This window comes from Pseudomonas migulae (assembly GCF_024169315.1).
GTDB lineage: Bacteria > Pseudomonadota > Gammaproteobacteria > Pseudomonadales > Pseudomonadaceae > Aquipseudomonas > Aquipseudomonas migulae_B.
Genome location: NZ_JALJWR010000001.1, coordinates 765927 through 790685 on the forward strand (window position 1 = coordinate 765927; position 24759 = coordinate 790685).

A 24759-nucleotide genomic window follows, 5' to 3' on the forward strand; every position below is an offset into this window, starting at 1 on the left:
AACCGGGATTTTGGAAAGCCGAAAAGCGGCACTGATGCAAAGTGTTATCGGTCTGCGTACCTGATGATGCAGGCGTACAGATCGTTGTAGACGAAACCGGGTACGTACTGGGTATGACCGGCTGTCTCGAGCAGCGCCAGATGGCACTCCTTGATGATTTCGTGGTGACCATTTACCGCAAAGGCATGGTTATCGATGATCCGGGAGTAAACGGCGTACTCAAAATGCCTCAAGGTTGTCGTTTTGCTCACGGAGCCGTCGGCCGCTTTGGCATAAGTGCTCTGAGCCCGCATCGCTCGCTCGTTCAACGCGCCAAACCCGCGTTCGTACACGGTGATTTGCGAACCGCTGATCGCTTTTGAAGCCGTCTCGAAAGCCAGGATGATCGCTTGTGCATATCCCATACTGGCGGCCAGCGTTGATTTTGTCAGAAATCTTTCCATTTCCGATTTTTCAAGGCTTTTTAGTGCTCTCTGGATGCTCGAAATGTGAGCGAACTCTTGAGTACAGCCGACGATATGGGTCTCGAACTGATAGCCCGCGGCGGTTGCCATCGGCGGAAAGGCGGCGAAATCGATGCTATCGAACGCGCACTCCATGATGATGTTGTATTTGCCGGCGAAAGCCTGGTTAAAGATCTTCGCGCAGACTTCCCGCACAAATGCCTCTGTATGCTCGTACGCATGCAAAACGCCGAGTTTGATCATCTCTGCGTATTGAGGGTGTTTTTCCCGGTACTTGGGCAGGTACAAACGAACGTAGTTGTCGTAGCGCGTTGACGGCAAAAGGGTCTTTTCCAGCAGATACGTTTTGCCCGAGGCCTGTAGCCCGGCAACCACCAGTATTTTTGGCGTCGCCTCGGCAGTGATGCCGTTGAACAGGGTCACTTTTATTTCATCGTATGCCTCTGTGACCTCGGCAGAGGTGTACGTGTATTTCGAAGCTTCTGACATGCCTTGATTTCCTTATCAAAGACGGGCTTGAACGTGATGCCTTGCCCTCTCAATAAAGCGTGCACTCACCGTTTCTTCAAACGCCGTTAGCTTTCAAGATATGTCGATGTTTTCTAAGGGAAAAAGTTCCTACTCGGCAGAGAGCAAAATCGTCGGAGCAACCGACCACCAACGCGGTAGCAGCTGTTTGACCTTACTGTCGCCAAACCGGTCATCGATCAACATCACCACCCCTTGGTCCTGTTGGGTACGGATCACGCGTCCTGCGGCCTGAACCACTTTCTGCACGCCGGGAAACAGGTAGGTGTAGTCATAACCGGCACCGAAAATAGCTGCCATCCGATGTTTCAACTGTTCATTGACCGGGTTGAGTTGCGCCAGTCCGAGGGTGGCGATGAATGCGCCGATCAACCGTGCACCGGGCAAGTCGATGCCCTCGCCAAACGCCCCGCCCAGCACCGCGAAACCGATGCCCTGACTGTGCTCGGTGAACTGATCGAGAAAGTCCTGACGCTGCCCTTCCCCCATGCCCCGGGATTGCGCCCAGAGATTGATGTGTGGATGTGTCTCGGCCAGGAGCTGTGCCACTTGCTGCAAGTAATCGAAGCTGCTGAAAAAAGCCAGGTAGTTGCCGGGACGTTGGGCGAACTGCCTGGCGATCAACTCGACGATCGGCGCCAGGGAAGACTGTCGATGGACAAACCGCGTGGAAATCTCGCTGACGATATGGACCTTCAACTGGTCAGCGTGAAACGGCGATTCGACGTCGATCCAGACGGTGTCCGCCGGCGTTCCGAGTAAATCGGCGTAGTAATGACGAGGGCTCAACGTCGCGGAAAACAGCACGGTACTGCGTGCCGCCGTCAGGCGCGGGCGGATGAAACCGGCAGGCACCACGTTGCGCAGGCACAATTGCGACAGGTTGCGCGGGCGGTCGAGGTCGCGCTTGCTGATGTCGAACAGGAACTGTTCATCGAAGAGCTCGGCGACGCGGCAGAACTGCAGCATGTCGAAGTAGAAATTCTGCAAGGCGCTGTCCAGGCCCTGGGGATGATCGTTGAGGTAATCGCCGATGCTTGCGCTGCATGACGACAATGCCTGGAGCAGTTTCTCCGGGGGTTTATCGTAGGCCTGGTACGGCGCGAGTTGCAGGTTATGCAGGGCGTTCCACTCGCGATTGACCCGCTGCAGGGCTTTCTTCAGGGGCTCGGGAGCCGTTTTGCGCACACCGTTGAGCGTCGACTGGTCAAGGCTGGCGCTGTACATCTGTCGCCCGCGCTCCACCAGGTTGTGGGCTTCGTCCACCAGCACCGCGACGTTCCAGTTGTTGGCCTGGGCCAGCCCGAACAGCAACGCGCTGAAATCGAAATAGTAGTTGTAGTCAGCGACCACCACGTCGGACCAACGGGCCATTTCCTGGCTCAGGTAATAAGGGCAGACATCGTGCTTCGAGGCCACTTCGCGCAAGGCACTCTGATTCAACAGTGACAGTTCGCTGGCGGCCTGGCGCGCGGCCGGCAACCGATCATAGAAACCCTGGGCCAACGGGCAGGATTCGCCGTGGCAGGCCTTGTCCGGATGCTCGCAAGCCTTGTCCCGGGCGATCATTTCCAGGACACGCAACGGTGGCGCCGCCGCGCTGTCGAGAATGACCTGCGCCGCATCGAGCGCCAGTTTGCGCCCGGGGGTTTTCGCCGTGAGGAAAAACACCTTGTCCAGTTGCTGCGGCGCCAGGGCCTTGAGCATTGGAAACAGCGTGCCGACGGTCTTGCCGATTCCGGTCGGGGCCTGGGCCATCAGGCAACGGCCAGTGCTGACGGCCTTGAACACCGATTCAGCCAGATGCCGTTGCCCCGGACGAAAACCGGCATGGGGAAACGCCAGTTGCTGCGCCGCAGCGTTGCGTGCTTCGCGATGGGCCATTTCCTGTTCGGCCCAGCGCAAGAACAGCTGGCAATGATGTTCGAAGAATACTTTCAGTTCTTCAGCGCTGAACGCTTCGACGAGGCAGGTCTCCTTTTCGCTGACGATGTCGAAGTACACCAGCGCCAGGTTGATCTGCGCCAGGTCCAGTTTCTGGCATATCAACCAGCCGTAGACCTTGGCCTGAGCCCAGTGCAGCTGGCGATGGTTGGCCGGTTGCTTGCTCAGGTCGCCCCGGTAGGTTTTGACTTCTTCCAGGCAGTTTTGCACCGGGTCGTAGCCGTCCGCCCTGCCCTTGACCTTCAACGTTTGATACAGGCCTTCAAGCGCGACTTCACTCTGATAACCGTCGCTGCGCCGGGACGCCACCGTCCGGTGGCCGACGATGCCTTCCAGCGCAGTCGGCGATGGCGTGAAGCGCAAGTCGAGGTCGCCGACCTTGGCGGTGAACTCGCACAACGCCCGCACCGCGATGCTGTAGCTCAAGCGCTCTGCTCCGCCCATTGCACGTAGCAGACGGCAATGGGCATCTGGTGTTCATGGCAGAACTCGAGCCAGCGCAACTGATTGTCTTGCAGGCGATCGCCAGGGCCTTTGACTTCGATCATGCGGTAGGTCTTGTGCTGCGGCCAGAACTGGATCAGGTCAGGCATCCCGGCACGGTTGGCCTTGATGTCCAGCAGCAAGCGGTTGAACCAGTGTTTGAGATGCTCGGCCGGCAGGCAATCAAGCGCCTGATCGAGCAGATCTTCGTTTAACGCGCCCCAGAACACGAACGGCGATTGCACGCCCCATTTGGCGGCATACCGTTCCCGGATCGTCTGCAGGTAACGCCCGTCATCGAGTTCGGCGAGGCAGGCCTGGAACAGATCCGCACGCCGTGCATGGAAGTCTTCATTGAGCAGATCCACCGGCCCACGCTGGAACGGATGGAAAAACGCCCCCGGCAACGGTGCGAAGATCGCGGGCCAGCACAGCAAGCCGAACAACGAGTTGATCAGGCTGTTTTCGACGTAATGCACCGGTGCCGAGTCCTCGGCCAGATGCGCCTGTACGTAAAATTCCACCGACAGCACGGGATCGATTCTGGGCAGTTGCAGGTCCAGGCGCAGCATCTCCCTTGGGGACGAACGTTTTGCGGGCGGCCCGCCGAGCTTGCGTCGCAGCCGGGGCACTACACGCAGTAGGTGCTGTTGTTCGGCAGCACTTTCCGGTGATTGGCCGGCAACCGTGGCCAGGTCCATGGCCAGTTGGTACTCGCCGCAGCGCTCCAGTACACGAATCAAACGCGACCTCGCACCGGGCCAGGCACAGTCGCGATAAATGCCCAGCGCATTGGCGAAATCCGCCATGCGTTCGCAATGCTGGCCGATCTGGAACAACAGCTTGCCGCGCCGTTTCTGCAACCAGGGATTGGTCAGTGTCAGCCCGTTGATCTGCTCGACGATCTCCGCCACCGCCTCACCCGCTTCCAAACGCTGCTGGCATTCGTGAAGGAAGAAACAGGCATCCACATCCTCGCGATTGCGCAGGCCTCGGGATTCGGCGCAGAACTCGACTTTTTCGTAGGTAAAGATGCCGAGGTCGGCCAGCACAAACTCTGACCAGTCCTGATAAAGATTGCCGAAGAACATCAGGCGCAGGCGATCACACAGGCCCATGATGGTCAGGCTGAACAACCGGTCCTGCAGTGGCGCGCACCAATGGCTAAAGCTGAGCGCTTCGGGAAACCGTTCGCTCAGGGTCGCAAGCCACTCGTTCTTTTTGCCTTTGGGCTGATCAATGGCGGTGCCGAAGCACTGCACGATTTCCGCCTTGAGCAACACGTCGAACAACGTGTCGAGTGACAGCGGCGCCTGCTCATCGATCCAGCCCAGTTCCAGCAATGGCTTCGCGGCGCTGGCGATGTCGCCAATCTCGAGGTAATGCAGTTTGCTCGCCCGGAAGTGAATTCCCTTGCGCATCACCATCCGCACCAGCAACGCCCTGGACTCGCGGGGCAGCCGGTTGAATTCACGGATGAAGGTTTGCTCCTCGATCGTCAGCACATCGGCATAGCGATGCTCAAGCCAATCAAGCACTTGCATGAAGTTGTTCAAGTAATAGAACGGATCGTCGAGCGGATTCTGGGTCACAGGAAAACAGGGCCATAGGGAACGAGTACTGGTTATGCGTACAGATACCAGCAACGCCCTGTCCGGTGCAAACGGAAAAGGATAAGCGGCGGCGCGATCAGGAATATTTCGGCTGTCTGTCGAACTTTCCCGCGATCCATCGTACCAACCGCGTTAGAGGTACAGTGACGATTGGAGGATTCGAAGCGGTCGCGCTGTTTATTGGAGGATGAGAGGTGGTTATGAATATCAAGACTCTGGGTTTGCCACTGGCCATGGCGGCTCTGCTGACCCTCGCCGGTTGCTCGACGCCAACGGTGGTGACCCTGCAGAACGGCACCCAGTATTTGACCAAGGACATGCCGAAAGCCAACAACAAGGAAGGCTTTTACGAATTTGAAGATATTTCCGGAACGAAGGTGAAGGTCAAGGTTGATGAGGTGGCAACGGTTCGCAAGGAAGACTGAAGACCGCGTTATCGTTCTTCGCGGGCAAGCCTCGCTCCTACAGGATCTACGCACAATTTGTGCTCGACGATGATCCCTGCAGGAGCGAGGCTTGCCCGCGAAGAGGCTCTTGCAGACGCCACATCATTTTCAGGCAATAACAACGCCGCCCAGGCTATCCAGCCCAACCCCGACCAACGTCACCGAATCACCGCCAAACGTCAGCACCGTGTCGTTCCCGACTGCCGTGGCATGAGCCCGATAATCGTCATTGGGCGACACCCCCTGAACTCCAAGAAACACCAGCTTGTCATTCGCCTGATAGCCCACCACCCGGTCATGGCCGAACGCGCCACTGAACAGGAACGTGTCGATCCCGCCGCCCGACTCCATCAGGTCATTCCCCGCGCCACCGACGAACACGTCGTTGCCTTGGCCGCCGATCAAATGGTCGTTGCCCTCCAGGCCAAACAACCAATCACCGCTGACGTGAGCCTTTAGCGTATCGGCGCCCGCTCCGCCCTTCAGTGTCGAGGCGTATTGGGTCAGGTTGTTTCCTGCCGCCAGACCGTTGGCCGTAACGCTGTGGCTCACGTCATCCTTGAACACCCCCCAGAGAAACCCCGGCTCCTTGGTGACAAGGCTGCCAATGTCGCGAGTGATGCTGATGCCGCCCTGCGCATCGCGGATGTACAGGTTGCCGGCGCCGTCATTGGCGAAATCGAAGGTTTTCACCGACTGCTGCAAGTCCAGCACGTTGCTGCCCTTGCCACCCAGCACGATGTTGTAGCCACCACCGTCGCGGAAGGTGTCATTGCCATCGCGGCCTTCCAGGTAGTCGTTGCCCTTGCCGCCCTGGATCAGGTCGTTGCCGTCGCTGCCGATGATGAAGGTGCTGCCCTTGTGGGTCTCGGCATTGCGATTGAGGTCCTGGACCCAGGTGTTGCCGCGCGCCGGATCGGACAGGTTGGCGACGATGACGGTCGAGTCCTTGCTGGTGAGGTCATAGAACTGCGACTCCAGCACCCGGGACATGCCATCGCCATACGCCGTCGGCAGGTGGGAAATCCAGGTAGGGATATTGAGGATGGAAAACGGCAGCACATTCCACGCCGTCGACGCGTAATGATCGTTGAAGCTGACGATGTTGTTGGTCGCCGAATCCTGATGGGCATCGTGCACGCCCACTGAAGACAGGTTGAAGGATGAGCCGTCGAGCGCGCGAAATACCGGGTCGTTCTCATAACCGACGTTGAGCACTTTATCGGTGCTGCTTTGGGTGGGCGACGCGTAGGCGATGTAGTTGGCGTCCTTGTAGAACCCGGCCCACTTGTCGTTGCTCAGGTCTGCCAGGCTGTTTACCGCCAGACCGCCGAGGCTGTGGCCGCTGACCAGCACGTCCTTGCCCGACAGACCGTTGGCCCGGGCAAATGCCGCGACATCGCCCAGCAAGTCGCCAAACGCTTCGCCCACGTAGTTCCTGGCGTAATCCTTCGGCCCCAATGCGGCGAGCAGATCGTTGATCCCGTCAGCGATCGAGTCGCTGATCAGGCTTTCCCGTGGCCCACTGGTGCCGCGAAAGGCGATGCCGACTTCGCTGAGATGGCCCTGGGCGTCGTACTTGCCGAGGATTTCCACCTGAGCGCTGGTGTATCCGGCCTTTTCGCCGAAAAAGGTTCCGCGGGCATCGACCTTGCCGTCATAGCCCAGTTGAGTCGCGGTAATGGGCGTCCAGCCAGCCTTGTGCACCGCGTCGAGCGCGGCTTTTTCCGAATCCGGATTCCACGGCACGCCGGGGATTACACCCTGGGAGTCAGTGCCGCCAATCAGCGCAGTCACCAACGTCGCCGGCAAGCCAAGGCCAAAGCCGTTGTGCTGGTAACCGGTGGCAAAACCGTTATCGAGGTTGTGATAGGAATACAGCGTGATCGCCATGGCGTCGGTGAACAACGCCTTTGAGTCTGCTGTACCGAAGTTTTTGTAGTCGTACACACCCATGGTAAAGCCTCTCTTTTTGTTGGAATGCTGTTCACCTAAGCGGGGCCCCTCGCCACAGTTGTGAGTGCCTGCCGGTATTCCACTGGTGGATGTTTCAGAGATCTTCGCGGCGTGACGGCGGGCCTTGCCCAAACGCCTCACCCACTTTGGCCAGGTCCTGCTCGTTCAGGGTGCCGGCGTAGTAATGCAGCTTGATCCAGGCCATCAAATAGTCGTACCGGGTCTGGGCCAGGTCGCGGCGTGTGGTGTAGAGCTGTTGTTCGGCGTTGAGCGCATCGAGGTTGACCCGTTCACCGCCGAGGATGCTCTGCTTCGTCGAGACCACCAGGGCTTCGGCGGACGTCAGGGCTTTCTGATAGGCCCGCAGTTTGCTCACCCCCGACTGGCAGGCGCTGAACTGCCGACGCAGCTCGATCAGCGTCTCCCGGGTCTGACCATCCAGCTGGTACTCCGCCTGCTCCATGGCCCGGCTGGCCTGGCGCGTCGAGGCGGAAACCCCGCCGCCGGCATACAGCGGCACGTTGACTTCGATGCCGATGGTGTTGGTGTCGTAGCGCTGGTTGTAGGTGTTGCCGCTTTCCGATTCGTTCTGCCGCACCGACGCATACGCACTGACTTTCGGCAGGTGCCCGGCGCGATTGCGTTCGACTTCGTAGCGCGCCACTTCCACGGCCTGGCGCTGCGACGCCAGGTTCGGGTTGTTCGCCACGGCCATCTCGTGCCAAGTGTCGTATCGGGCGGGTTGCAGGGTGAAGGTCTGAAAGTTCTGATCCAGCGGCGCCAGATCCCCGATGTCAATGGCCGACACGCCGATCAATGCACCGAGCTCTCGCAGGGACGCATCCTGCTCGTTGCGCGCCTCGATCTCTTCGGCGGTCGCCAGTTCGTAACGGGATTCGGCCTCGAGAATATCGGTGCGCGTGCCTTCGCCCTGGCGGAACATGTGTTCGTTCTGCTGGAACTGTTGTTCGAAAGCCTTCTTTTTCGCTTGTGCAATATCGATCTGGTCTTGAGCGAACAGCGCCTGGGTGTAGCTTTCCAGCACCCGCACCAGCAATTCCTGGCTCTTGCCGCGGAAGGTTTCATCGGCGAACAGTGACTGCGCCACACCTTTGCGGTACGCGGCATAGGCTTCGTAATCGATCAACGGTTGTTGCAGCGTCAGGGTCGAGCCGTAACTGCTGTAGTTGCGATCATCACGCTGGTTTTCCCCGCGCTCGTTGAGGTAGGTGACCTTGGAGGTGTTGCGGCCCTTGTTGTAGGTGTAACCCAGGTGTGGCAGCAGCCCGGCGCGGCCGATGGCACGGTTTTCCAGGCCGGCATCGCGTTCCTTGATGGCGCCGAGAAACACCGGATCATTGCGCAACGCTTGTTCGTAAATGTCGAACGGGCCCATGGCCATTGACGCGTTGCAGGTCAGCAACGCGAGACTCGCCGCGAAAAGGGAAAGCTTATTCATACTGCGGAACATCCTTATTCCTCGGTCAACGCGGAACTTGCGCGGTCGAGCAGCGGTTTGAACAGATAGTTGAGGAGCGAGCGCTCGCCGGTGCGCACGAACATTTCCGCGGGCATGCCGGGCTTGATCACCAGGCCGTTGAGTTTTTCCATGGCCTGATCGCTGACACTGCTGCGCAGCACGTAATACGGCACGCCGGTTTTTTCATCGACCATCTGGTCGGCGGAAATCAGGCTGACTTCACCGGGCACACGCGGCGTACGGCTCTGGTTGAACGCGGTGAACAGGATGTCCACCGACAGATGCGTGCCGACCTTGTCGATCAGGTTGATCGGCAGGTGCCCCTCGACTTCCAGATGTGCGCCTTGCGGGACGATCTCCAGCAGGGTTTCGCCCTGACGCACCACGGCGCCTTCGGTGTGCACCCCGAGGTTGACCGCGATGCCGTCGGCGGTGGCGATGATCTCGCTGTGTTGCAGGTCGAATCCGGCAGAGGTCAGTTGCTCTTCGAGGGTCACGCTTTTGAGTTGCGCATCGGCCAGTTGGGTGCGGACTTCTTTCTGGTATTCCTCGATGTGTTGTTGCAGCTTCAGGCGCGATTCGAGGATGCCCTGCTCCACCCGACCGCTTTCACCGCTGTTTTCTGCCAATTGTTGTTGGACTTGCGACAACTGGCGCTGGTACTCCATCAGCCGGTTGCGCGGGATGTAGCCGTTGTCCGCCAGCGGCTGAAGATTGCCCAGTTGTTGCTGCAGCGAACTGGCCTGGGCGGTCAGATCCGAACGGGCGCGGCGCATGCCGGCCAGTTGCGCCCCGGCGCCTTCGATGCTGGCGCGCAAGGCGGCCTGTTCACGGGAAAACGCTTCGCGGCGACTGCTGAACAATTGCCGTTGACCTTCTAGGACCAGTGCCAGGCGTGGGTCGGGATCGTTGCTCAGTTCGGCAGGAAAATTCACCTGTTTGAGGTTGTCCCGTTCGCTTTGCCAGCGCGCCAGGCTGGCCCAGGCCATGCGGTATTGGGCGCGCAGGGATTGCACGTCGGCGGTGACTTGCGTGCGGTCGAGCTGGAACAATGGCTGGCCCTGCTTCACCACCTGGCCTTCGCGCACCAGAATCTGGCTGACCACGCCGCTGCTCATCGATTGCACGGCTTTGCGCTTACCGGAGACCACGACCGTGCCTTGCACGGGAATGCCCTGATCGAGTGGCGCAAGGCTGGCCCAGAGAAAGAAACTGCCGGCGCCGACGATCGCCAGCAACCAGCCCATGCGCGCAAAAAACCTTGCGTCGCGCTCCGGGCGTTCGGTGAGGTAATCGTGTTCCAGGGTGGCTTCGCTGTTGTTGCTCATACACTCGAATTCCTTGTCGAGGGCTGGTATTGCCGGCTCATGCTCAGCCCGCCCGGTGCCGTGGCGGGCTTGTGTTCCTGAGCGCCGGCGAGGGCCTTGAGCACGTCCTGGCTCGGGCCGAACGCCTGCAAGCGTCCATCATTGAGCACCAGCAATTTGTCGGCCTGGGCCAGCGCCGAAGAACGGTGAGTCACTAGAATCACGCTGGTGCCCTGGGCTTTCATTTGCGCAATCGCGCCGGCCAATGCGGCTTCGCCGACGGTGTCGAGGTTGGAATTCGGCTCATCCAGCACCACCAGGCTCGGTTTGCCGTACAGGGCTCGCGCAAGCGCCACGCGCTGTTTTTGACCGCCGGACAAGCCGCCACCATCCTCACCAAGAACCGTGTCGTAGCCCTGAGGCAGGCGCAGGATCAAGTCATGGACGCCGGCCTGATGCGCCGCTTCCACGACTTTTTGCGGATCGGCCTCACGGAACCGGGCGATGTTTTGCGCGATGCTGCCACTGAACAATTCGATGTCCTGGGGCAAGTAACCGATGTAGGGGCCGAGTTCGTCGCGGTTCCAGCGATGGATGTCGGCACCGTCGAGCCGCACAGTGCCGCCAAGCGTCGGCCACACACCGACCAACACTCGGGCCAGCGTCGATTTGCCGGAACCGGAAGCCCCCAGCACGCCCAGCACTTCGCCGGCACCGAGCTGGAAACTGAGCATATGCAAGGTGGCGCCCCGTTGTCCGGGTGGGCCGGCACTGACCTGTTCGAACGTGATCTGCCCTTTCGGCGCCGGCAACGCCATGGCGTCGTCGCTTGGAGGAAAGGCTTGCAGCAGTTCGTCGAGACGCCGGTAGGCGAGTTTCGCGCCACTCCACTGTTTCCACACGGCGATCAACTGATCGATGGGGCTCAGCACACGTCCCATCAGGATCGAGCCGGCGATCATCATCCCCGCCGTCATATCGCCCTTGATCACCAGCAATGCGCCAAGTCCCAACACGAGTGATTGCAGGCACAGGCGCAGGGTTTTGCTCAGGGAACTGATGACCGCGCCGGTATCACTCGCCTGGTTCTGCAGGCCGAGGAATCGCGAATGCACCTGGAACCAGCGATGGCGCAAGGCACCGAGCATGCCCATGGCCTGAATGGTTTGCGCGTTACGCAGGTGACTGGTGGCCATCTGGCTGGACTTCTGGGAAAACACCGCCGCGCCACCCAGCGGTTTTTTGGTCATCGCCTCATTGAGACACGCCAGCCCGATCAGCAACACCGCGCCCGCCGTGGCAAACACGCCGAGCCAGACGTTGAACAGGTAAATCACCAACAGGTACACCGGAAACCACGGCGCGTCGAAGAAGGCAAACAACGCCGGGCCGGTCACGAACTGGCGAATGTGGGTCAGATCCCCCAGCGACTGCCCGGCGTTGCCCTCGCCCCTGAACAGGTTGCGCTCGAACGCCGCTTGATACACCCGCAGGTTGAAGCGTCGCTCCAGTTGGCTGCCGATACGAATGACGATGAAACTGCGGATAATCTCCAGCAAACCGATAAACGCAAAGAACCCGACGACCATGAGTGACAACATCGCCAGTGTGGTTTCATTTTGCGAAGACAATACCCGGTCATAAACCTGAAGCATGTAGATAGAGGGCACTAACATCAGAATGTTGATCAGCGCCGTAAAACAGCCGACGCTGATCAAAATGCTCTTGTAGTCACCCAGCGCCATAATTAACGGCGCGGCGACTGGATTCTTTGCGATCTTCATGCGCTCTTCCTGAGGTGTTATCCCTCGCCTGCCTGGCGAGGTTGTTACTTACACTTTAATCACAACTAGTAGGGTTTCGATTAATACAGCGGGTGCTCAAGTGTAATGACCAGCCCGGTCTTCGAAGTGCCTCGATACAGTCCGTCACGCTGACGACTGAAAAACACAATCTTCGACCCTTCCTTACCGGTGAGCGCGATGCCGTCGGGCTCGGGAAACCAACCGATCGGCTGCTCTCCCAACCATCCAGCGAGGCACTCGGTGCCGTCGCCCAAGGTCTGGTTAGCTTTGAATTCCAAGGGGCAAACGTTCGACGGATTGTCCTGTTGCGTCACCCGCCATTTCCCCGCCAGTTCCGACGGGTCTGCCAACTTCAGGCTGCTTGCCATGGCTACATCTCCAAAAAACATCATGAGCGTCGCGAACAGCCACGCGGTTGCTTTGTAGGTAAAAGCGTCAGGGATCATAGGGCGTTTTACTCAGGATTGTGGCTCAAGGGGCAAAGAGCGGCGCTTGCGGCGCCGCCCTCCTTTTGCCTTGAATCAGGCCACGATGTCCGAGAACGCCGCCTGGCCTACGGTGCTGACGAGGAAATCAGCCACGCCATGCCCGGAGAAGTCCACCGACAACAGGCTGTTGCCACCGGAGGTGGTCAGCACTGCATCGCCGGCCGCCCCCGTGAATGCGCTCACAAAATGCAGGCCTGCGCCGTTGGTGATGCCGGTCAGGTCGATCTTGTCGAGACCGCTGACAAAATCGAGGATCTGGTCGACCGCACCCGGCTTGGAGTCGCTGCTGGCCGCGAACACAAAGGTGTCCGAACCAACGCCGCCCCACAATTTGTCCCCACCGCCCGCGCCGTAAAGGATGTCGTTGCCGGCACCGCCCTTCAGCTCGTTGGCTACGCCGTTACCGATCAGCAAATCATTGCCCGAACCGCCGATGGCGTTTTCGACGCTAACGCCCTTGGCGATGGACACATTACCCACCAGGCCGCCAACGTCGGAGAACGAGGCCTCATTGAGGTTGATCTTCTGGTTTTGGGTAAACCCGGAGAAATCCAGGGTGTCCTTGCCGCCCGCATCCCACACCGAAAACACGACCTTGTCCGACGATGAAGACGCGCTCAGGAAGTCGCGGCCGGCATTGGAGTTGAAGCCGTAGGTGGTGTCACCGGTACGGGTGGTGGTGTTGGCGCCGTAGAGCTTCTGGATGGCTGCGATATCGTCCATCAACGGGCCCGACGAGTAGGCTTCGACACCGCCCTTGCTGAAGTTCTGGCTGGTGTTGCTTTCACTCCAGTAGCTCATGACGCTGTAGCCGCGGGTGTCTTGCCCGTAGGACGCGTCGTTGTAGGTCGGTGCGCCTTCGCCGGCGTTGTAGTCACCAGGATGCGCCAGGCCCAGGGAGTGGCCGATTTCGTGAGTGAGGGTTTGACGCCCGTAATTGTTCAGTTCCGGTGTCTTGTTGGCCGTGTAGCCGCTGTTGATCAGGTACCAGGAAGTCCCGTCATACCCCGCGCCCGTGCCAGGCAAGTAAGCGAATGCCGCCGCACCGTCCTGACCGCCGCTGTAGTTGCCGAAGGTCATGTGAGCGTCGCCGCCGCTGGCCTTGTCCGTGAAGGTGACGTTGGCCACGTCGGCCCAGGATTGCATGGCGAGCACGGCCTGGCCTTTTTGCTGGGCACTGAATTGGCTGAAGCCGGTGATCCCGTGCTTGTTCATGGTGCTCGACGAGGCCGAGGTCAGGAACGTGTAGGTCAGTTCGATTTTGCCGCTGCCGTCCTTGTCCTGGTAGGCAGCGCCGTCGCGCAGCAATTGGGTGGCTGCCTGGTCGACGGAGAACGAGGGTTTGCCATTGACCGTGAGGTTACCGCCACGGTCGTATTGATGGCTGAAACTATTGATCTGATTGAATGCAGAACTGGGGGCCGCCAATGCCTGCAAAGGCTGGAAGGCCAGTTCAGCAATCTCAATAGCGTTAACTTTTACTTTCGACATAAACACACTTCCTTGTATTGCCATGGAACAGTTTTAGTCAGATAGCGACAATCCCTGGCGAGATCGTCCTATCACTCGCCCAATGAAGGCGAAAGAAAACTGACACAATTTGAAATCAAACGTCCACTACTTTTTTGGCGTCAAGTTTGTGTATTCCGCAAAGCGCCCGGAAACAATAGGCGCACTGGGAAAAGAATGAATGTGAAAATAATCAGCTGAAGTTATTGTCTGACAATCGGCAATTTAAATATTAAATAAAGGTAAGTTATCGGGACGGGAATCGTCTGACTATTCATGTGTTGGCTCGTACACTTCGATCAGTGAAAATTAGACTTTTCGAGGAATGTGACCACACTGAAATACCGAGTTATCGTTCTTCGCGGGCTTACGAAATGATCCGGGTGAAGCCGACATGAAAATGGTCACGCCCTTTTTGGCCACGCTCATTGCCGCCAGCGCGTGCGCGGCGACGAGTTTTTGCGCAAGCGCCGGGACTTCTACGGTCCTGGCGACCAGCTTCGATTGCGCCAAGGCCAGCGCAACCATCGAGAAGCTTATCTGTCGCGACCCGCAACTGAAGCAGATGGATATTGAACTGACGCGTCTCTATCGCCTGGTGCTCACGGACGTTCATTCGGTGCCGCTTCCCGACAAAGTCGAGGTCGAACAGCGGTTCTGGGCCGACGCCCGCAATCAGTGTGCTTCCGCAGCAGAGCCCAAGGCATGCACGATCCGCAGTTATGCCGAGCGTGCGCATCAGCTTCGTCAGGGTTCGGCGATTGCACGAACCAAGGATCCGAGCAGGCTCACCGATGGCCCCATAGCCTTGCATTGCGCAGGGCTGAACGCATTGATTGCCGCCACTTTCTTCAATGTCGAACCGCGTGTGGTGTACCTGAAATGGGCGAATACCGCTGTCACCCTGATCCAGGTGCCGAATGATTCCGCTACCCAATACAACGCCAAGGACAACCGGGGTAGCTACAGCTTCTGGCAGGACGAAAACGAAGCATTTTTCCAGATACCGGGCTCGGGGCGAATGAGTTGTACGGTTGAGCCGACTACCTGATCGCGCAACGGGACATCCTGTCCCGTTGGCCTTATCTGGCGTATCAGCTTCCGGTGCGAATCTTGTTCCACACCCGCGTCCGAATCCGGTCGATATTCAGCGGCATCGCTTCCAGCGCAAACAATTTCCCCATCATTTCCGGGCTCGGGTAGACCTTGGTGTCGTTCTTGATCGCCGGGTCGATCAGGCTGTCAGCCTTCTCGTTACCGTTGGCGTAATGCACGTAGTTGCTGATACTGGCCATGACGTCCGGGCGCAGCAGGTAGTTCATGAAGGCGTAACCGGCTTTTTCATCCGGGGCATCGACGGGCATGGCAACCATGTCGAACCAGATCGCCGCGCCTTCCTTGGGAATCGCATAACCGATGTCCACGCCGTTCTTGGCTTCCTTGGCGCGGGTTTCGGCTTGCAGGATGTCGCCGGAGAAACCGACCGCCACGCAGATGTCACCGTTGGCCAGGTCGCTGGTGTACTTGGATGAATGGAAGTAGCTGACGTAAGGCCGGACTTTCATCAGCAGCGCTTCTGCCTTTTTGTAGTCCTCCGGGTTCTTGCTGTGATGCGGCAGACCCAGGTAATTCAGCGCCGCCGGGAGCAATTCCGGGCCATTGTCGAGGATCGCCACGCCGCACTTCTGCAGCTTCGCCATGTTCTCGGGCTTGAAGATCAGGTCCCAGGAATCCACCGGCGCGTTGTCGCCCAATACGGCTTTGACCTTGGCGATGTTATAGCCGATGCCGGTGCTGCCCCATAGATACGGGAAGCCGTGCTCGTTGCCCGGGTCGTTGGTCTGCAACGCCTTGAGCAAGACCGGGTTCAGGTTCTTCCAGTTCGGCAACTGGCTCTTGTCGAGTTTCTTCAGCGCCCCGCCCTGAATCTGCCGGGCCATGAAATGGTTGGACGGGAACACCACGTCGTAGCCGGATTTACCGGTCATCAACTTGCCGTCGAGGGTTTCGTTGCTGTCGTAGACGTCGTAGCTGAAGCCGATGCCGGTTTCTGCCTGGAAGTTTTTCGTGGTGTCCGGTGCGATGTAGTCCGACCAGTTGTAGATCTTGACGGTTTCGGCCGCGTGGCTGACGGACACGACGAGCGCCAGTGGGGCCAGTGCCAGGGTCTTTCGGATCATGAGTGGATTCCTGTGTGGGTTATTGTTGTTGGCAGGCAATCAGAGGATCAAAAAATCAGAACGTAGGTCTTGCGCACGGTTTCCTGGATGTCCCAGATCCCGAGGCTGTTGGCTGGCAACATCAGTGCATCGCCAGCTTCTATGTAGAGGGTTTCACCGTCGTCCGGGGTGAAGGTGCAGCGTCCCTGGATGAAATGACAGAATTCCTGGGCCACGATCTGCCGGCGCCAGCGGCCGGGGGTGCATTCCCAGACGCCGGTTTCGACGCCATCGTCGCGTTCGACGCTGGTGCTGGACGCCACCGCTACGGGGGTGCCCAGCGGCACGGCAACCGGGTTCGATTCGTCCAGCGCCAGGGTGGCGGTGTTCTTGAATTGCGTGATGCTCATGGGAATACCTTTCAATGGAGAGAGCGCCGTTTACTGCATGAAACCTTCCATGAACCCGGCAACCCCGCTGGCGAGCTTGCGCCGCCAGGGTGCGGTCGCCGGGTTGGCCAGGACCTGGTCTTCGTGGACGAAGCTGCGGATGATCGCGTTGTAGCCAAGCCAGCGGCAGGGCTCCGGCTCCCAGGCTTTGAGCGCATCGAGACCGCCTTGAGGGATGACCCACGGCTGATGAACCAGCTCGGTATCGCGTTGCAGGATCAGATCGGCCAGGGTTCGCCCGCCCAGGTTGCTGGCGCCAACGCCCTCCCCGCCATAACCGCCGGAAATCGCAATGCCGCTCGCCTGATCGCACAACATGTGCGGCTTGAACCGCCGGGACATGCCCAGGTTGCCACCCCAGCCGTGAGTGATCCGAACGTTCTTGAGTTGCGGGAACAGCTCGCCAAAGAGGTAACGGCGCAGCTCTACTTCGCTGGTGGTCAGATCGAAGTCATGGCGCAGTTTGCCGGCGAACTGATAGCCGCCCCGCGCACCGAAGACCAGACGGTTATCCGCCGTACGCTGACCGTAAGTGACCTGCCGGCTGCTTTCGCCAAACGCCTGGCCGCGACTTAGGCCGATTTCGTCCCAAGTCGCCGCGGACAGGGGTTCTGTCGCCACAATCAAGCTTTGCACCGGCAACTGGTAACGACTCAACGGCGGCAAGGTGGTCGCGTAACCTTCAACCGCAGGAACGATCCAGCGGCTGCGCACGGTGGCTTTTGCCGTGCGCAGGCTCCCCGACTGCCAGTGAGTGACCGGGCTGTTTTCGTAAATCCTGACGCCCATGCGTTCCACTGTCCGGGCCAGGCCTCGAACCAGCTTCGCCGGGTGAAGGGTCGCGACGTGCGGGGCATAGATTGCGCCATAAGGCTTGGCCATTCTGATCTGTTGGGCCAACTGCTCGGGGCTGAGCCAGCGGTAATCGCTTTCGGTCAGGCCTTGCTGGTACAGCTTGTCCAGATAGTGCCGCAGGCTGGCTTCCTGCTCGGGATAGCGCGCGGCGCAATACAGCGCGCCACCTTTACGGTAATCGCAGTCGATACCTTCACGTTCGAGGACAATCTCCACTTCATCCGGAATACTGTGCAGGAGATCATACGAGGCGCGGCGCTGTTCGGCCGACAGATTCGCCAGCAAGCGATCTTCGCCGAGGATATTGCCCATCAGCCAGCCGCCGTTGCGTCCCGATGCGCCAAAACCGGCGGTCTGCGCTTCTACGATGGCAATGTTCAGCCCCGGCGCCAGGCGCTTGAGGTAGTACGCGGTCCAGAGTCCGGTGTACCCCGCGCCAATGATGGCGACATCGACGTCCAGATCCTGCTCCAGCGCTGGGCGCGCCAACAGGGGCTCGTCGAGCTGGTCCATCCACAAACTGATAGTGCGCCACGCCGGCATGCAAGACTCCGCCACTCAAACTTCGATGGCGTCGATCCTAGTGCGTGAGCTCAGAGGCTGTCTTGCGCGCGTGCACGCAAAGAAATTTGTTTGGCGTAGGCCTTCGGCGAGAGGCCGGTGTGCTGACGGAAACAGCTGTAGAACGCCGACAGCGAATTGAAGCCGGCGGCAAATGCCAGCTCATCGATCCGCAGTGGCGGCGTGGCAGTGTCCAGCGCGGCGAGCAGATGCTGCAACCGTGCCTGGTTAACGTAGCGATAGAAACTCTGGCCCAGCACCTGATTCAGCAGATAGGAAATCTGATTGCGACTGTAACCGCACTCCTTCGCCACCCGCTGCAAGTCGAGCTCGGGATCCAGATAGGGCTGCTGACGCTGGAAATACTGTTGCAAATCTTCCGCCATGAAACTCAGCTGACGCGGCGACAGCCCGAGCCGGCTGGCGGCCGGACGCTGATTGTTGGCGGTTTTGTTGACGGGTTGCTCATGCACCAACGAAGCGTATTCGTTGACCCGCCAGATCAGCCCGTCGCGCACGGTAATCGCCTCACTGGCGCGAAATGACACCAACCCTTCACCGCCGCGCAAGGTAATGCGGTATTGGATGAACGCCGTGTTGCCGTCCAGTCGAATGCGGTCCGAGTGCTCCAGCGCTTCATCGGGATCGCGCGGCATGCTGCTGCGCACGTATTCGCGCAACTCGCCGAGCCCCATCACACGGTTCTGGAAAAAGTCGCTGTACTGAACATCCGGGTGATACAGCGCCATGACCCCGTCGAGGTCGCGGTGTTTCCAGCGCAGGTGATAACGCATGACCGTCTCGCTCGTGGCCTGGGTTTGCAGCGGACCATCATCATCGGCGGGCATAAAGGTCTCGATGAGAAAAAAGCGAGCTTGCCGAAATTCAGCCCCGGCATCAACGTGGATTCAGCGCTGGCCTTTTGCCTGTTAACGGTGGCGCTGTGATCTGAATCAAAAAAAACTGAACCAATCGCTAAACGGCCTGAAAAATCCACATTATTTTCACATCCGGATGCTACTTTTAAAGGCAGTCACCGGTTGAGCCAATGAAGGCTCTTCCCTCCTAACATGAGCTAACGGAAGCGCTCGATGAAGAAGGCGGGCAACATATGAATAAAGGGTTCAGTAAGGTCACCTTTCCAAACGCCTGCCAGCTGATGCGCTGGCATTTTCATCCCATGGGTTTTGAGGCGAGCATGGACGCCCCGGGCAGCATGATTGCCCGTCTGTTTGACCGCGCCAGCGGCGAGACCATGATCGCCATCGCCGGTATTCCGTGCGCAACCGTCATGAATGCCGCGGATGTGGAACGAATAATCGAAGCGGTGGAGGATGAGCTGGAGTCTTTCATTCCACCGGCGGCCCTCAGGAGTTATGCCTGAAGGTTGAAACGCATTGGCACTAAAAAGCCCACATTTTGTGGGCTTTTTTTATGAGGCAGGTTTACGCCGATGTCTTGCCCTGTCGATGATCGGCAAAGAATGCTTTGCCCTTGCCGATCCGGTCGGAAGCCTTGGGCATGTTCGCTGCCTGGGTGTCCTGACCATCGACATACCAATAGCAATGGCTCACCGCCCGGGTGATGCCGACATAAGCCAGTCGCAGGATCTCGTATTTCTGCGCGCTATCGTAAGCTTCGTTGTCGCCAGCCTTGCCCAGACCTGCCATACGGTAGACCTGATTCTTGTACGGCGAACTGGTCAGGTGCTGACAGTCTCCGAGCAGGAACACCGCATCGGCCTGAAGGCCTTTGGCGCTGTGATAGGTCAGTTGCTTCAGCCTTCGCGATTCGTGCGGCAAGCTAGAATCCACATTAACTACAGACTGAATATGCTCTTCTATCAGTGACTTATCGCTACTTTTTCGATAAAGCATCAAGATTGAGTCACCCTTTCTATAGTGCTCCATCAGGCGTTTCGCCATGCCCTGATCGTCGCGATCCAGCACATTGACCGGAAGCAACGACTTGGGCTCGCCGCTGGCCCTGGCCTTTTTCCCGGCAATGGCCGGTGCTGCGCGCACGATATGTTCCGCAGCATCGATGATGTGCTGATGGCTGCGATAGTTGTCACTGAGCATGACCCTGGTGGTGCCCGGCGACGGGAATTCCTTGTTGAACTCCATGAAGTACGTGGGTGAACTGCCGCGCCATCCATAAATGGACTGCCAGTCATCGCCCACGCACAGCAGCGACGAACGCTGGGCACCGCGCCCGACGTGCATGGCCGGGCCACGACTGCGAATTTCGGCCAGGCTGGCACGAATCCAGGAAACGATCTGCGGCGACACATCCTGAAATTCGTCGATCATCAGGTGCGACAAGGGTCGTAGCAATTCGTCGCTCAACAGCTTCTGATTCTCCGGGGAGTGCTCGCTGAACAAAGCAAACATGCGGTTGTAGGTCATCACCGGTGGTTTCTGATCCAGCAGATGATCTTCCAGGGCACGCCAGTAAAGGCTCAGGGCCTCGAAGAAAAAACGGTCCGGGTCGTCCTTGGCGAAACTCATCTGGCCAACCGCTTTCGGAACATCGAGGCCGAGGTTCTCGATAAACCCCGCCGCGGCGACGAAACAGTCGAGCAACGGCGCGGAACCGAGTTCGCCCTTGACCTTGTAATCGAACCCCGGACCCGCACTGGCATCCCCTGCCAACGAGGCCAAAACCCGTTTTGATGATTCATAACTATCAAGCCATATCAACGGCTTACGACAGAAAGCTTGAAACAGGGTTCGCTTTACAGCCCACTCGGCGCGAACGCTGAGCTTGGCATTCGGGCGGCTGACCTGCGGGTTTTCCCGCGGGTCGAACCCCAGTACCACCCAGGCGTCCAGGCCCGGAATATAGCCATGGCAGTGAAACGTCGAGCCGTTGATATCGAACGACTGACGGTTAGGCTCGATGCCCTTGATCGGCCAGGCACCGGCGCGAAACCACAGATCTTCGATGAAATCGCACAGTTCTTCATCACGCTTGGCGGCCAGTTCGGTCACGGCCATGCGCTTTTGCACGTCCGGGTGATCGCGCTCCAGCTCCTTGAGCTGCAAGGCATGGCGGGATAGCGGCGTGATCAGCTCGCGAAAACGTTCATCGCGGGTGTAAAGGCTGTGATAACAGGCGTTCAGTTGCTGGCGCTGGGCGTCATTGATGCGCAGGTCGAACGGGTTGCTGTCGGCTTCCTCATCGCCATTTTGCGGGCGGTGGCTGAGGTTTTCGAAGGCTTGCAACCGCTCGAAACCCGGCAGACTGCGCACCATCGGCAGGATTCGCGAATGGAAGGTCCGCACCAGGTCCCGCGCTTCTTTGAAGCTGAGTGCTCGGCCCCAGAGCGCAAACAGCTCGATCAGCTTATTGATGAAGTCCTTGCGCGACTCACGCGTGAACGTAACCACCGTCATCGAATCGAGCTCGAAGCCCAGATAGTGAGTTAACAGCAATATCCGCAACACCAGCGTGGTGGACTTGCCCGCACCCGCACCGGCAATCACCGACGTCGATGGCGTGTCGCTGAAAATCATCTTCCACTGCGCGGCACTGGGCTGGGCATGGGGTGGCAGCAACCGGGCGACGTCGGCCTTCATGCGTTTTTTCAGGTCTGCACTCAATGGCAGGCGCCAATCATCGAACAGGTTGTCGTCGACGTTGGGTGGGCGGTGTTCGGTCGAGCGCGAGTCACGAATCAGCAACACCTGCCGACCTTCCTCCAACCCTTCGAGCTTGCCTTCCTTATAGCCGTAATCCACTCCGGCGCTGTGACCACTGCGAAAGCCGTCGGCCTGGCCATGCAGCCATGACGCTCGGTGCTGCGCGCGCAGCCGGGTCAGGCCATGGCCGAAGAACCGGGCGGCAAGACGCTTGAGCAGCGGCATCTCGGCCAGGGGACGAAGTTCAGGAGGAAGATCGGGGGTGTGTTGCGGCACGCGGGCTGACTCCAGGGTGTGAGGCTGTTGAAGGCTATGGTGTCTGCATTTGCCGTTCAGTTCTAGTGAAATGCTTACAGGTCATTGGCTTATGCGATGAAGTGAAGGCTGGGTGAGAATGTTTCGAGGTTATTTGATATCAACTAATTCGATGGTATTGAGGCATTTTTTACGCTTTTTATCGATCAGTGCCTGATGGATGATGCTCGCCATCAAAACCCATTTCAGGAGACGATCATGCTCGAACTCAGACCTTTCAACTCCCTGGGCGGCGCCCACCATGGCTGGTTGGATGCTCATCACCACTTTTCGTTCGCCGAGTACCACGACCCAAAACGCATGAACTGGGGCAACCTGCGGGTGTGGAACGATGACGTGATCGCCTCCGGCACCGGCTTCCCGAAACACCCCCACCGGGACATGGAGATCATTACTTACGTTCGTGAAGGCGCGATTACTCACGAGGACAACCTCGGCAACAAGGGCCGCACCGAAGCGGGCGACGTTCAGGTCATGAGTGCCGGCACCGGGATTGCGCACAGCGAATACAACCTGGAAGCCACCGAAACCAGAATCTTCCAGATCTGGATCATCCCGAACGAAACCGGCCTGGCACCTTCGTGGGGCGCCAAGCCGTTCCCTAAAGGCCAGCGCGAAGGATTTGTGACCCTGGCGAGCGGCAAGAGCGGCGACGACCAAAGCCTGCGGATTCGTGCGGATGCGCGGCTGGTGGCAGCGAACCTGAAGGCCGGCGAGTCTGCCGAATATCGGCTGGACAGCGGCCGTCGTGCTTACCTGGTGCCGGCCACGGGCGTCATTGAAGTCAATGGGTTGCGCGCACAAGCTCGAGACGGTGTTGCAGTGGCCGATGAGCAGGTGTTGCGGGTGACGGCCATTGAGGACAGTGAGATAGTTCTGGTGGACCTGGCTTGATTGGGTAAATGCAGGGCAAAAAAATGGGGCGACCGTTGATGGTCGCCCCATTTTTTTTGGCTGGCTGTTCCGACGCCTTCGCGGGCAAGCCTCGCTCCTACAGGGGGTTGCGCAATCCTTGTAGGAGCGAGGCTTGCCCGCGAAGAGGCCCTCAACTATTTCGCGGAAATTGCGCCGTCCACCAGCGTTTGGGCTTCAGCCACCAACTGCTTCAGGTGTTCGTCGCTGACGAAACTCTCGGCGTAAATCTTGTAGATGTCCTCGGTACCCGACGGACGCGCCGCGAACCAGCCGTTCTCGGTCATGACTTTCAGACCGCCGATGGCCTGGTCGTTGCCCGGCGCATGGCTGAGGATGCTCTGGATCGCTTCGCCCGCCAGCTGGGTCGAGGTGACCTGGTCCGGCGACAACTTGCTCAGCAGCGCTTTCTGTTCAGGATTGGCCTTGGCATCGACGCGCACCGAGAACGGTTCGCCCAGTTCGTCGGTCAATGCGCGGTAAGCCTGGCTTGGGTCACGACCGGTACGAGCGGTCATTTCTGCCGCCAGCAGCGCCGGGATCAAACCATCCTTGTCGGTACTCCAGACACCGCCGTTCTTGCGCAGGAACGACGCGCCAGCGCTTTCTTCGCCGCCAAAACCCAGCGAGCCGTCGAACAGACCGTCGGCAAACCATTTGAACCCGACCGGTACTTCGTACAGGCGACGGCCCAAACGCTTGGCCACGCGATCGATCAAGCCGCTGCTGACCACGGTTTTACCCACGGCTGCATCGGCGCGCCATTGCGGACGGTTCTGGAACAGGTAGTCGATGGATACCGCCAGGTAGCTGTTCGGCGCAAGCAATCCACCCGACGGGGTCACGATGCCATGGCGGTCGTGGTCCGGATCGCAGGCGAACGCCACGTCGAAACGCTCTTTCAGACCGATCAGGCCTTGCATGGCGTGGCTGGAAGACGGGTCCATGCGGATCTGGCCATCCCAGTCGACCGTCATGAAGCGGAACGTCGGATCGACCTGCTTGTTCACCACCTCCAGATCCAGCTTGTAATGTTCGGCAATCGCCGACCAGTAGCGCACCCCTGCTCCGCCCAGCGGATCAACGCCCAGACGCAGCTTGGCATCGCGAATGGCATCGAAGTCGATCACGTTGATCAGATCGGCCACATAGGTGTTGAGGTAATCATGACGACGGGTGGTGCCGGCCTTCAGCGCCTGTTCGTAGCTGATGCGTTTTACGCCGGCGAGCTTGTTGCCCAGCAGCTCGTTGGCCTTGGCTTCGATCCACTTGGTGATGTGGGTATCGGCCGGGCCGCCGTTGGTAGGGTTGTATTTGTAGCCACCGCTTTGCGGCGGGTTGTGGGACGGCGTGATGACGATACCGTCCGCCAGCCCGGAGGTGCGACCGCGGTTGTAGCAGAGGATGGCGTGGGAAATCGCCGGTGTCGGGGTGTATTCATCACCCTCGGCAATCATCACCGTCACGCCGTTGGCCGCCAGGACTTCGAGGGCGCTGGCGCCGGCCGGGGTGGACAGCGCGTGGGTATCGATGCCGACGAACAGCGGCCCGTCGATGCCCTGGGCTTCGCGGTACAGGCAGATCGCCTGGCTGATCGCCAGAACGTGCCATTCGTTGAAACTCAGGTCGAACGAGCTACCCCGGTGCCCTGATGTGCCGAAGGCGACGCGCTGGGTGGAGATGGCGGCATCGGGCTGGCCGGTGTAATAGGCCGTGACCAGTCGCGGGATGTCGACCAACAATTCTGCCGGTGCCGGTTTGCCCGCAAAAGGACTGAGTGTCATGCAAAACCTCTGGAATAGAGTGGTTCAGGAATTGGATCGCAGTTTACTGGCAGTTTG

19 protein-coding genes are annotated in these 24759 nt (G+C 59.1%); 4 read left to right on the plus strand and 15 right to left on the minus strand.

The features are described from left to right. Positions 1-44 precede the first annotated feature (44 nt). The 3 genes from J2Y86_RS03455 to J2Y86_RS03465 all read right to left on the minus strand — a co-directional run bounded on the left by J2Y86_RS03455 (position 45) and on the right by J2Y86_RS03465 (position 5011). Positions 45-953, minus strand: a complete 909-nt coding sequence (locus J2Y86_RS03455; RefSeq protein WP_253428161.1) for a zeta toxin family protein — start codon at positions 951-953, stop codon at positions 45-47. Positions 954-1082: 129 nt separating this feature from the next. Beyond that, positions 1083-3362 (minus strand): ATP-dependent DNA helicase, encoded by a 2280-nt coding sequence (locus J2Y86_RS03460; protein WP_253428163.1) that lies wholly within the window; start codon positions 3360-3362, stop codon positions 1083-1085. Then, complete coding sequence (locus tag J2Y86_RS03465) at positions 3359-5011, minus strand: VRR-NUC domain-containing protein (protein ID WP_367399708.1); 1653 nt, start codon at positions 5009-5011, stop codon at positions 3359-3361. The genes J2Y86_RS03460 and J2Y86_RS03465 overlap by 4 nt, the downstream gene beginning before the upstream one ends. Before the next feature lie 221 nt (positions 5012-5232). On the opposite strand from J2Y86_RS03465, the gene J2Y86_RS03470 reads away from it, so the two are divergent. Further along, on the plus strand, positions 5233-5457 hold the full coding sequence (locus J2Y86_RS03470) for a YgdI/YgdR family lipoprotein (protein WP_253428165.1): 225 nt from the start codon (positions 5233-5235) through the stop codon (positions 5455-5457). 129 nt (positions 5458-5586) lie between these two features. On the opposite strand, the gene J2Y86_RS03475 is transcribed toward J2Y86_RS03470, so the two are convergent. The 6 genes from J2Y86_RS03475 to J2Y86_RS03500 all read right to left on the minus strand — a co-directional run bounded on the left by J2Y86_RS03475 (position 5587) and on the right by J2Y86_RS03500 (position 14005). Then, on the minus strand, positions 5587-7434 hold the full coding sequence (locus J2Y86_RS03475; protein ID WP_253428167.1) for a polyurethane esterase: 1848 nt from the start codon (positions 7432-7434) through the stop codon (positions 5587-5589). Between the two features lie 94 nt (positions 7435-7528). Next, positions 7529-8905, minus strand: a complete 1377-nt coding sequence (locus tag J2Y86_RS03480; protein WP_253428169.1) for a TolC family outer membrane protein — start codon at positions 8903-8905, stop codon at positions 7529-7531. Positions 8906-8907: 2 nt separating this feature from the next. Further along, positions 8908-10242 carry an HlyD family type I secretion periplasmic adaptor subunit gene (locus J2Y86_RS03485; RefSeq protein WP_253428171.1) on the minus strand — a complete coding sequence of 445 codons (1335 nt, stop codon included), beginning with the start codon at positions 10240-10242 and terminating at the stop codon, positions 8908-8910. Next, complete coding sequence (locus J2Y86_RS03490; RefSeq protein WP_253428173.1) at positions 10239-12005, minus strand: type I secretion system permease/ATPase; 1767 nt, start codon at positions 12003-12005, stop codon at positions 10239-10241. The genes J2Y86_RS03485 and J2Y86_RS03490 overlap by 4 nt, the downstream gene beginning before the upstream one ends. Positions 12006-12085: 80 nt before the next feature. Beyond that, on the minus strand, positions 12086-12472 hold the full coding sequence (locus J2Y86_RS03495; protein WP_253428175.1) for an AprI/Inh family metalloprotease inhibitor: 387 nt from the start codon (positions 12470-12472) through the stop codon (positions 12086-12088). Positions 12473-12547: 75 nt separating this feature from the next. Continuing rightward, complete coding sequence (locus tag J2Y86_RS03500; protein ID WP_253428177.1) at positions 12548-14005, minus strand: serralysin family metalloprotease; 1458 nt, start codon at positions 14003-14005, stop codon at positions 12548-12550. Between the two features lie 412 nt (positions 14006-14417). On the opposite strand from J2Y86_RS03500, the gene J2Y86_RS03505 reads away from it, so the two are divergent. Next, on the plus strand, positions 14418-15074 hold the full coding sequence (locus tag J2Y86_RS03505) for an MliC family protein (RefSeq protein WP_253428179.1): 657 nt from the start codon (positions 14418-14420) through the stop codon (positions 15072-15074). A 43-nt stretch (positions 15075-15117) separates the two neighbouring features. Here J2Y86_RS03505 and J2Y86_RS03510 read toward each other — a convergent pair whose 3' ends face one another. The 4 genes from J2Y86_RS03510 to J2Y86_RS03525 are packed head-to-tail and all read right to left on the minus strand — an operon-like array spanning position 15118 to position 18895. Then, positions 15118-16203, minus strand: a complete 1086-nt coding sequence (locus J2Y86_RS03510; RefSeq protein WP_253428181.1) for a polyamine ABC transporter substrate-binding protein — start codon at positions 16201-16203, stop codon at positions 15118-15120. A 47-nt stretch (positions 16204-16250) separates the two neighbouring features. After that, complete coding sequence (locus tag J2Y86_RS03515; protein WP_253428183.1) at positions 16251-16592, minus strand: cupin domain-containing protein; 342 nt, start codon at positions 16590-16592, stop codon at positions 16251-16253. Between the two features lie 30 nt (positions 16593-16622). Continuing rightward, positions 16623-18029: an NAD(P)/FAD-dependent oxidoreductase gene (locus tag J2Y86_RS03520; RefSeq protein WP_253428185.1), complete on the minus strand. Its 1407-nt coding sequence runs from the start codon at positions 18027-18029 to the stop codon at positions 16623-16625. Positions 18030-18079: 50 nt separating this feature from the next. Then, positions 18080-18895: an AraC family transcriptional regulator gene (locus J2Y86_RS03525; protein WP_253428187.1), complete on the minus strand. Its 816-nt coding sequence runs from the start codon at positions 18893-18895 to the stop codon at positions 18080-18082. 263 nt (positions 18896-19158) lie between these two features. On the opposite strand from J2Y86_RS03525, the gene J2Y86_RS03530 reads away from it, so the two are divergent. Further along, positions 19159-19431: a DUF1652 domain-containing protein gene (locus tag J2Y86_RS03530; RefSeq protein ID WP_031318908.1), complete on the plus strand. Its 273-nt coding sequence runs from the start codon at positions 19159-19161 to the stop codon at positions 19429-19431. 61 nt (positions 19432-19492) lie between these two features. On the opposite strand, the gene J2Y86_RS03535 is transcribed toward J2Y86_RS03530, so the two are convergent. Then, positions 19493-21967 carry a UvrD-helicase domain-containing protein gene (locus J2Y86_RS03535; RefSeq protein ID WP_253428189.1) on the minus strand — a complete coding sequence of 825 codons (2475 nt, stop codon included), beginning with the start codon at positions 21965-21967 and terminating at the stop codon, positions 19493-19495. A 237-nt stretch (positions 21968-22204) separates the two neighbouring features. Between J2Y86_RS03535 and J2Y86_RS03540 the strand changes: the two genes are divergently transcribed. After that, on the plus strand, positions 22205-22900 hold the full coding sequence (locus tag J2Y86_RS03540; protein ID WP_031318906.1) for a pirin family protein: 696 nt from the start codon (positions 22205-22207) through the stop codon (positions 22898-22900). A 155-nt stretch (positions 22901-23055) separates the two neighbouring features. Here J2Y86_RS03540 and pgm read toward each other — a convergent pair whose 3' ends face one another. After that, complete coding sequence (gene pgm / locus J2Y86_RS03545; RefSeq protein ID WP_253428191.1) at positions 23056-24702, minus strand: phosphoglucomutase (alpha-D-glucose-1,6-bisphosphate-dependent); 1647 nt, start codon at positions 24700-24702, stop codon at positions 23056-23058. Between the last annotated feature and the right edge of the window lie 57 nt (positions 24703-24759).

Excerpts from the sequence above, each read along its gene's own strand:
- J2Y86_RS03455 (WP_253428161.1), bottom strand. The coding sequence starts at position 953 with ATGTCAGAAGCTTCGAAATACACGTACACCTCTGCCGAGGTCACAGAG.
- J2Y86_RS03470 (WP_253428165.1), top strand. The coding sequence starts at position 5,233 with ATGAATATCAAGACTCTGGGTTTGCCACTGGCCATGGCGGCTCTGCTG.
- J2Y86_RS03475 (WP_253428167.1), bottom strand. The coding sequence starts at position 7,434 with ATGGGTGTGTACGACTACAAAAACTTCGGTACAGCAGACTCAAAGGCG.
- J2Y86_RS03480 (WP_253428169.1), bottom strand. The coding sequence starts at position 8,905 with ATGTTCCGCAGTATGAATAAGCTTTCCCTTTTCGCGGCGAGTCTCGCG.
- J2Y86_RS03485 (WP_253428171.1), bottom strand. The coding sequence starts at position 10,242 with ATGAGCAACAACAGCGAAGCCACCCTGGAACACGATTACCTCACCGAA.
- J2Y86_RS03490 (WP_253428173.1), bottom strand. The coding sequence starts at position 12,005 with ATGAAGATCGCAAAGAATCCAGTCGCCGCGCCGTTAATTATGGCGCTG.
- J2Y86_RS03495 (WP_253428175.1), bottom strand. The coding sequence starts at position 12,472 with ATGATCCCTGACGCTTTTACCTACAAAGCAACCGCGTGGCTGTTCGCG.
- J2Y86_RS03500 (WP_253428177.1), bottom strand. The coding sequence starts at position 14,005 with ATGTCGAAAGTAAAAGTTAACGCTATTGAGATTGCTGAACTGGCCTTC.
- J2Y86_RS03505 (WP_253428179.1), top strand. The coding sequence starts at position 14,418 with ATGAAAATGGTCACGCCCTTTTTGGCCACGCTCATTGCCGCCAGCGCG.
- J2Y86_RS03510 (WP_253428181.1), bottom strand. The coding sequence starts at position 16,203 with ATGATCCGAAAGACCCTGGCACTGGCCCCACTGGCGCTCGTCGTGTCC.
- J2Y86_RS03515 (WP_253428183.1), bottom strand. The coding sequence starts at position 16,592 with ATGAGCATCACGCAATTCAAGAACACCGCCACCCTGGCGCTGGACGAA.
- J2Y86_RS03520 (WP_253428185.1), bottom strand. The coding sequence starts at position 18,029 with ATGCCGGCGTGGCGCACTATCAGTTTGTGGATGGACCAGCTCGACGAG.
- J2Y86_RS03525 (WP_253428187.1), bottom strand. The coding sequence starts at position 18,895 with ATGCCCGCCGATGATGATGGTCCGCTGCAAACCCAGGCCACGAGCGAG.
- J2Y86_RS03530 (WP_031318908.1), top strand. The coding sequence starts at position 19,159 with ATGAATAAAGGGTTCAGTAAGGTCACCTTTCCAAACGCCTGCCAGCTG.
- J2Y86_RS03540 (WP_031318906.1), top strand. The coding sequence starts at position 22,205 with ATGCTCGAACTCAGACCTTTCAACTCCCTGGGCGGCGCCCACCATGGC.
- pgm (WP_253428191.1), bottom strand. The coding sequence starts at position 24,702 with ATGACACTCAGTCCTTTTGCGGGCAAACCGGCACCGGCAGAATTGTTG.